The sequence below is a fragment of the Dactylosporangium sp. NPDC005572 genome, assembly GCF_040605515.1.
Taxonomy (GTDB): Bacteria; Actinomycetota; Actinomycetes; order Mycobacteriales; family Micromonosporaceae; genus Dactylosporangium.
In genome coordinates this window covers 1-6,983 of record NZ_JBEXCY010000353.1, presented here as the reverse complement: position 1 = coordinate 6,983, position 6,983 = coordinate 1, and the positions used below count along the sequence as shown (strand labels likewise).

General features: G+C 75.5%; 7 protein-coding genes. 1 reads left to right on the top strand and 6 read right to left on the bottom strand.

Annotated features, from left to right (window positions below; translation table 11 throughout):
* The coding region (locus ABZS66_RS59585; RefSeq protein WP_354773541.1) for a serine/threonine-protein kinase at nucleotides 1-985 on the bottom strand (985 nt) is incomplete at its 3' end.
* Between the two features lie 71 nt (nucleotides 986-1,056).
* Here ABZS66_RS59585 and ABZS66_RS59580 point away from each other — a divergent pair.
* Nucleotides 1,057-2,136 carry a hypothetical protein gene (locus ABZS66_RS59580; protein ID WP_354773539.1) on the top strand — a complete coding sequence of 360 codons (1,080 nt, stop codon included), beginning with the start codon at nucleotides 1,057-1,059 and terminating at the stop codon, nucleotides 2,134-2,136.
* Here the strand turns inward: ABZS66_RS59580 and ppgK are convergent.
* The 5 genes from ppgK to ABZS66_RS59555 all read right to left on the bottom strand — a co-directional run.
* Nucleotides 2,123-2,887 carry a polyphosphate--glucose phosphotransferase gene (ppgK, locus tag ABZS66_RS59575; protein ID WP_354773537.1) on the bottom strand — a complete coding sequence of 255 codons (765 nt, stop codon included), beginning with the start codon at nucleotides 2,885-2,887 and terminating at the stop codon, nucleotides 2,123-2,125. The genes ABZS66_RS59580 and ppgK overlap by 14 nt on opposite strands.
* 76 nt (nucleotides 2,888-2,963) lie before the next feature.
* Nucleotides 2,964-3,221, bottom strand: a complete 258-nt coding sequence (locus ABZS66_RS59570; protein WP_354773535.1) for a Prokaryotic metallothionein — start codon at nucleotides 3,219-3,221, stop codon at nucleotides 2,964-2,966.
* 67 nt (nucleotides 3,222-3,288) lie between these two features.
* Nucleotides 3,289-4,842 carry a fused response regulator/phosphatase gene (locus ABZS66_RS59565; protein ID WP_354773533.1) on the bottom strand — a complete coding sequence of 518 codons (1,554 nt, stop codon included), beginning with the start codon at nucleotides 4,840-4,842 and terminating at the stop codon, nucleotides 3,289-3,291.
* Nucleotides 4,839-6,533, bottom strand: a complete 1,695-nt coding sequence (locus ABZS66_RS59560; RefSeq protein ID WP_354773531.1) for an ATP-binding protein — start codon at nucleotides 6,531-6,533, stop codon at nucleotides 4,839-4,841. Before ABZS66_RS59560 ends, ABZS66_RS59565 begins: the two co-directional genes overlap by 4 nt.
* The coding region (locus ABZS66_RS59555) for a SpoIIE family protein phosphatase (protein WP_354773529.1) at nucleotides 6,530-6,983 on the bottom strand (454 nt) is incomplete at its 5' end. The genes ABZS66_RS59555 and ABZS66_RS59560, both read right to left, overlap by 4 nt.

Here is a 6,983-nt window from a genome sequence, read left to right as displayed (position 1 = left end):
CATGCGCGGCCCCCTGCGCGGCCCCGGGCGCCGCGCCGTGGACGGCCCCGGGCGCGGCCGCGCCGTGCCGCGCGGTCGCGTCGAACGCGCCGGACGCACCCGACGCACCCGGCGCGCCCGCGGCGCCGCCCGGCAGCCGGCTCGTGGCCGGGTCCGTCGGCACGCCCGGCGACGGGATCCGGACCGCGGCCGGGTCGCGCTGGCCGACCAGCGCCAGGAGCACCCGCTCCGCGCTTGGCCGGGCGGCCGGGTCGGCCCGCAGCGCCTTGGCCACGACCGCCGCCAGGTCCTCGTCCAGGTCGCCGAGGTCGGCGGCCGCTCCCGGTACCGACGGATCGAGCGGCATCCGGCCCGTGCCGGCCCAGGCGACCAGCAGCCCCCAGGCGTAGACGTCGCTGGCCTGGGACGGCGCCGCCCCGCGCAGCTGCTCCGGGGCGAGCCACCCGGGCGTGCCGAACCGGTGCTGGTCGGGCTCCGCGGACACCGTGTGGCCGTGGAGACGGGCCACGCCGAAGTCGATGACCTTCGGCCCGAACGGCGACAGCAGCACGTTGCGGGGGCTCAGGTCGGCGTGGACGAGCCCGACGGCGTGGATCGCGGTGAGCGCCGCGGCGACTCCGACCGCGACCGCCGACACCTGGCCGGCGAGCGGGCCGTGGGCGGTCGCGTAGTCGTGCAGGGAGGGCCCGGGCACGTACTCGGTGACCAGGTGCGGCACCGGCCCGTCGAGGTCGACGTCGAGCACCCGGGCGGTGCAGAACCCGGCGACCCGCGCGGCGGCGGCCGCCTCGGCGGCGAAGCGGTGCCGGAACGCCGGGTCGCCGTGCAGCGCCGGATTGATCACCTTGAGCGCCACGTCGCGGCCGGCGGGGCTGGTCGCGAGGTACACCGTGCCCATGCCGCCGACCCCGAGCACGCCGCGCAGCCGGTACGCACCGACGGCCGGCGGGTCCTCGGCGCGCAACGGTGCGGGCGGCTCCCCCATGTCAGCCATGGTGCACTACGGGCGCATCCCGGGGCCCACCGGAGCACAGGGAGATGGTTCAATCGATACCCGTGCGCGCACTGAGGCCGACGATCATCGGGCTGCTGGCCGCCGCGGCGATCGCCTGCGGCGGCAGCCCGGCACCGAAACGCACCGCCGCCCCCGGCGCGTCCGCGTCGCCGTCGGGGAGCCCGGCGCCGAGCGTGACCCTGCCCGCCGACTACCTCGGGATCGCCGAGGCGCCGCCGGTGCCGCCGCTCGCGCCGAAGGACCCCGACGGCTACCTGCAGGGCGCCGGGTGGGCGCTGCAGGCCACCAGCCTCGACGCGGGGCCGGCCACCCGCATCCACGGCATGGTCCACGACGCGAAGACCGGCGCGCAGACGGTCGGCAACTACCTCATCGGCTACGCCGACCTGCGGGCCGCGCCCGGCCAGGAGGTCGTCGCCGCCGACCTCACCGGCGCGACCACGAAGACCGCCGCGGCGGCCGGCAGCGGGCGCCCGGCCCAGGTCACGATCCGGGCCGGCGCCGTCACCCACCTGCTCAAGCTCGACCGGGACCGGCGGATCGTGGTGACCGCCGCGGCCGGCGCGCCGGTCACCCTCACCGTCGAGGACGGCCGCCCGCAGACCCTCGACCTGCGCACCGGCAAGCGCGCCGGCACCCCGCCCGACCTGGCGCTGTTCTACGCCCCGCTGACCCAGGGCGAGCTGGAGGGGCCGCTGTGCGGGTTCGTCGAGAACCCTGCCGCGGGCGTGCCGGTGCAGAGCAAGGTGACCGCGATGCTGCTGCCGGGCACCGCCGCGCACGGCTACGCCGCCAAGGGCAGGGCGATGCTCGCCGCGTCCGTCACGTTCACCACGCTCGAGCCGATGACGATGAAGCTCGACCCGGCCTCGTTCCGGCTCACGGCCGGCGGCAGCACCCTGCAGCCCCGCCCGCTCGGCACGGTGACCACGGTGGCGGCCAACCCGAGCCTGCCGTTCTACGAGGGCACCGTGCGGGCCGTGTTCGAGGTGCCGGCCACGCTGCGCACCGCCACCCTGAAGGTCGCGCCGACCGGCCGCTACACGATCGACGGGGTGGAGCGGGCGACCCGCACGTACGGCTGCCGCCCGGACACCCCGCTCAGCATCAGGCTTGGGTAGTGCGCCGCCGCTCGGCGAGCAGCGCCGCGCCGACGATGCCGGCGTTGTTCTGCAGCGTCGCCGGCACGACCTTCGTCGGCACGTCGACGTACTCCAGGTAGCGGTCGGCCTTCTTGCTCACCCCGCCGCCGATGATGATCAGGTCCGGCCACAGCAGGCCGTGCAGGTGGCGCAGGTAGGTCTGCACGCGCTCGCCCCACTGCTCCCAGTCGAGCTCGTGCTGCTCGCGGATGCGGTCGGAGGCGTAGTCCTCGGCGTCGCCGCCGTGCAGGTGCAGGCCGCTCATGTGCACATGGCCGAGCTCCGTGTTCGGCACCAGGGTGCCGTCGATGAACAGGGCGCTGCCGATGCCGGTGCCGAACGTGACCATGACGACCAGGCCGGCGACACCCTTGCCGGCGCCGTACTCCATCTCGGCCACGCCGGCCGCGTCGGCGTCGTTGAGCACGGTGACGGGCCGGCCGAGCGCCTCGGTGAACAGCTGCTCGGCCGGCGCGTCGACCCAGGACTGGTCGACGTTGGCGGCGGTCTTCGTGACGCCGTGCTGCACGACGGCGGGGAACGTGATCCCGACGCTCGTCGCGGGCGGGAAGTGCCCGGCGACCGCCGCGACGGTCTTCACCACGCTCGGCACGTCGGCCGGCTGCGGCGTCTCGATCCTCACCCGGTCACTGCTGAACACGCCGGTCGACAGGTCGACCGGAGCCCCCTTGATGCCCGATCCGCCGATGTCGATGCCCAGGACGACCACCGTTGCTCCTCCGCGCCGTGTTTCCGGTGTGTGTCACCGGTAGTGGTAACCCAATCATGGCGCGAACGGGCGATGATCACCCGGGGTAGGCGCCGACCGCGTCGCGGATCTCGTACCCGGCGGCGGCGTCGGCGGTGCGGGCGCAGTGCGCGCTGCAGTAGAAGCGGCCGGACACCTCCGCGCCGTGCCCGACGATCTTCGTGCCGCAGTGCTCGCACACCGGCGCCAGCATGTGGATCGCGCACTCGAACGAGTCGAAGGTGTGCACGCCGCCTACGGTGTGCACCTCGAAGGACAGGTAGTAGTCGTTGCCGCAGGTCTCGCAGACCGCCATGTCAGAATCCCCCGTGCTGTCGGCTTTTCCCGCAGCGTGACCGGGGGTGGTACGGTCCGCAACCGGTTCAGCCGGAAGTCACCCGGCGAATCACCAGCAACGCCACGTCGTCGTCGCGGGTGCCGGTGCTGAGCGTGGCGAGCAGCCCGTCGCAGAACGCCTCCAGGTCGCCCTCCCCGACGCCGGCGACCGCGGCGCACAGCCGCTCCAGGCCCTCGTTGATGCTGTGCCCGCGGGCCTCGATGAGCCCGTCGGTGACGAGCACCAGGGCCTCGCCGGGTGCCAGGGTGAACGCGACCTCGGCGTCGTGCGGGACGGCCACCCCCAGCAGCGTGACCCGGCCCTCGACCAGCTCGGCCCGGCCGTCGCGGACCCGCACCGGCGGCGGGTGCCCGGCGTTGGCCAGGTGCGTCTCGCCGGTGGCCAGGTCGACGCGCAGCAGGCACATGGTGGCGATCTCCTCCGGCAGGAACCGCAGCATCATGCGGTTGAGCCGGTCCATCGTGGTGCCGGGGGCGTGCCCCTCGGCGAGGTAGGCGCGCAGCGCGTGGCGCACCTCGGCCATGATCGTCGCGGCCCGCAGCGAGTGCCCGGCCACGTCGCCGATCGCCGCCACCAGGTACCCGTCGACGGCGACCACCTCGTAGAAGTCGCCGCCGACCGACGCGTGCTCGCTGGCCGGCTGGTACCGCACGGCGATCTCGTAGCCGGGGAACACCGGCGGGCTGGCCGGCAGCATGCTGCGCTGGAGGGTGAGGGCGGTGCGCCGCTCCTCGTCGTAGCTGCGCAGCGCCTCCACCGCCAGCGCCATCGCCTGGCCGAGCTGGCGCAGCACGTCGGCGTCGTCGTCGGCGAAGCCGGCGGCGGGCACGGCGATGTGCAGCGGCTCGCGGCCGGTCTTGGCCCGGGCCACCACCCGCCACACCGGCCCGTCCCACCACGGCCCGGACTCCTGCCGGAACAGCTCGGTGCCGACCGCGCCGTCGAGCGGGTCCTCGGCGAAGCGGTCCGGCCAGGCCGGCCGGGCGTGCGGCTCGCCGCCGGGCGCGTCGACCTGCACGGCGATCGCCCCGGTCGGCGCCGACGCGGCGGCGATCGCGACCGGGCCGTCGAAGACGCGGGCGGCCCCGGCGGCGGCCCGGCGCAGCAGCTCGGGCAGCGTCGTCGCGGCGTTCACCGCGGCCGTCGTCTCGACCAGCCGGGTGAGCCGCCCGGCGAGGCGCTCGGCCCGGCGGCGGGCCCGGTAGTACCGCAGCATCGCCTGCACCGTGGCGAGCAGCTCGTCGGGGTCGATCGGCTCGGCCAGGTAGGCGTCGGCGCCGCGGGTGAGCCCCTGCGTGCGGTCGACGACGTGGACCGCGGTGGCCGAGATGTGGATGACCGGGACGGCGGAGGTGCGGGGGTCGGTCTTGATCCGCTCGGCGACCTCGAAGCCGTCGATGTCGGGCAGCCGCACGTCGAGCACGACCAGCTCCACGTGCTGGCGGGCGAGCAGGTCGAGGGCCTCGGCGCCGGTCGCCGCCTCGGTGACCCGGTGCCCGTCGCGGCGCAGCCAGCTCGTGATGACGTACCGCTTGGACGGCGTGTCGTCGACGACGAGGATGTCGGCCGGCTCGGTCACCGCAGCAGCCGCCGGAGCACGTCGGCGATCACGGCCCGCGAGACGTCGGCCTTGGCGACGACGGCGGCGGCCCGGTCCAGGGCGCCCGCCGGGAACTGCGCCGGGAACGCCGCCGGGTCGGCGCCGGTCACCACGACGACCACGACCTGCTCCAGCTCGGGCCGGTCGCGCAGGCCGGCGAGCAGCTCGGTGCCGTCGCCGCCGGGCATGCGCAGGTCGAGGAAGATGACGTCGGGCCGCTCACGCACCGCGATGGCGAGCCCGGAGCGCGCGTCGGCGGCCTCGGCGACCTCCCCGGCCATCCCGGCCAGGGCCTGGCGCAGCAGGTGCCGGGCGGCGGGGTCGTCGTCGACGAGCAGGACCCGCCCGGCCGAGGGCAGCCCGCCCTCCGGCTCGGCCGGGCGCAGCGGCAGCGACACGGTGAACGTGCTGCCCTCCCCCGGCTCGCTGACCATGGTCAGGGTGCCGCCGAGCAGGCCGGCGAGGCGGCGGGCGTAGGGCAGGCCGAGGCCGGTGCCGCCGGTCTGGTGGGCGCCGCGGACCTGGTGGAACTCCTCGAAGACGCGCCGCTGCTCGGCGAACGGGATGCCGACGCCGGTGTCGGCGACGGCGAGCAGCAGCCGGTCGCCGTCGACCCGGGCGGCCATGCCGACGCTGCCGCGCTCGGTGAACTTCAGCGCGTTGGTGAGCAGGTTGCGCAGGATCTGGGTGAGCAGCACCTCGTCGGAGACGAGCTCGGCGGCCGGCGGCTCGTCGACCTCCAGCTCGACGCCCGGCCTGGCCAGCGGCCGCAGGGTGCCACGCAGCTGGCCGAAGACGGCGGCCAGGTCGACCGGGCCGAGGTTCGGCTCGATCCGGCCCGCCTCGGCCTTGGCCAGGTCGAGCAGGTCGTTGACCCGGTCGAGCAGGTCGCCGGCGGAGCCCTGGACCAGCTGGAGCTGGTGGGTCTGGTCGGCGGTGAGCGGCTCGGAGCGCGGGTCGAGCAGCAGCCGGGCCAGCCCGATGATCGCGGTGACCGGCGCGCGCAGCTCGTGCGAGACGTTGGCCAGGAAGCGGCTCTTGGCCTCGTTGGCCTCGCGCAGCAGGGCGGAGCGCTCGTCGAGCTCGGCGTAGAGCGCGACCACACCCTGGTTGGTCTGCTCCAGCTCCTCCGACAGCTGCGTGTACAGGGCCATGACGCCCCGGTTGGTCTCCTCCAGCTCGGCGTTGAGCTGCAGTAGCTCGTCGCGGTGCGCCTGGACCTGCTCCAGGGCCGCGACCAGCTGCCGGTTCTGCACGCTGAGCTCGTCGAGGGCCGTCGTCGGCGCGCTCGCGGCCAGGGCCTCCCGGGCGGCCGCCAGCCGCTGCGGGGACGGTTGCCCCGGCAGGCGCCGCGCCAGCACGATCCGCTCGTCCTCCACCCGCACCTCGTCCATCAGCCGCGCGGCGGCCGCCACGCCCTCACTGACATCAGTACCCACAACGGCCCCGGACACCACAATCACCAGCCGCGGGCGGGGCGTCTCCTCGGTGGTGAAGCTCACGACGGCGCCCGGCACCTGCCGGCCGATCTCGCTCAGCGCGGTCGCCACCCGGACCTGGTCCTGGTGCTCCATGCCGAGGGCGGCGGCCACCTCCCGGCCGCGCTGGCGCAGCACGAACACGGCGTGGTCGTCGTGCAGCACCAGCCGCAGCAGCGGATTCGAGGTCACGGCCGGCTCCCGACGACCGCCACGCACGCGTCGTCGCGCCGCACGCCGGCGTCGCGCAGCACGGTGGCGGCGACGAGCAGCGGGTCGTGCCGGGACAGGCCCGGGTAGTCGCGCAGCGTCCAGCGGTCGGACACGCCGTCGGTGTGCAGCACGAGGACCGCGCCCGGCGGCAGCTCGTAGCCGAACTCGCGCACGCCGCGGGACTGGTGCCCGACGATGCCCGGCATGGTGACCAGGCCGCGCCGCTCACCGTCGGGGAACGCGATCGCCCCGGCGACGTTGCCGAGGCCGGCGAAGCGCACGTCCCGGCCCTCGACCCGGGCCACCGACACGGCCGCGCCGCGGGTGTGCGACACGGTGCGGTGCAGGTGGTCGAGGACCGCCGCGGGGGCGTCGCACCGTCGTTCTGGTGAGCGGATCCGAATCCGTCCACGGCAGTCGCGCCGATCA

Bases quoted from the DNA above. Each gene is read 5' to 3' on its own strand.
- ABZS66_RS59570 (WP_354773535.1), bottom strand. From the start codon at position 3,221: ATGGCGGTCTGCGAGACCTGCGGCAACGACTACTACCTGTCCTTCGAG.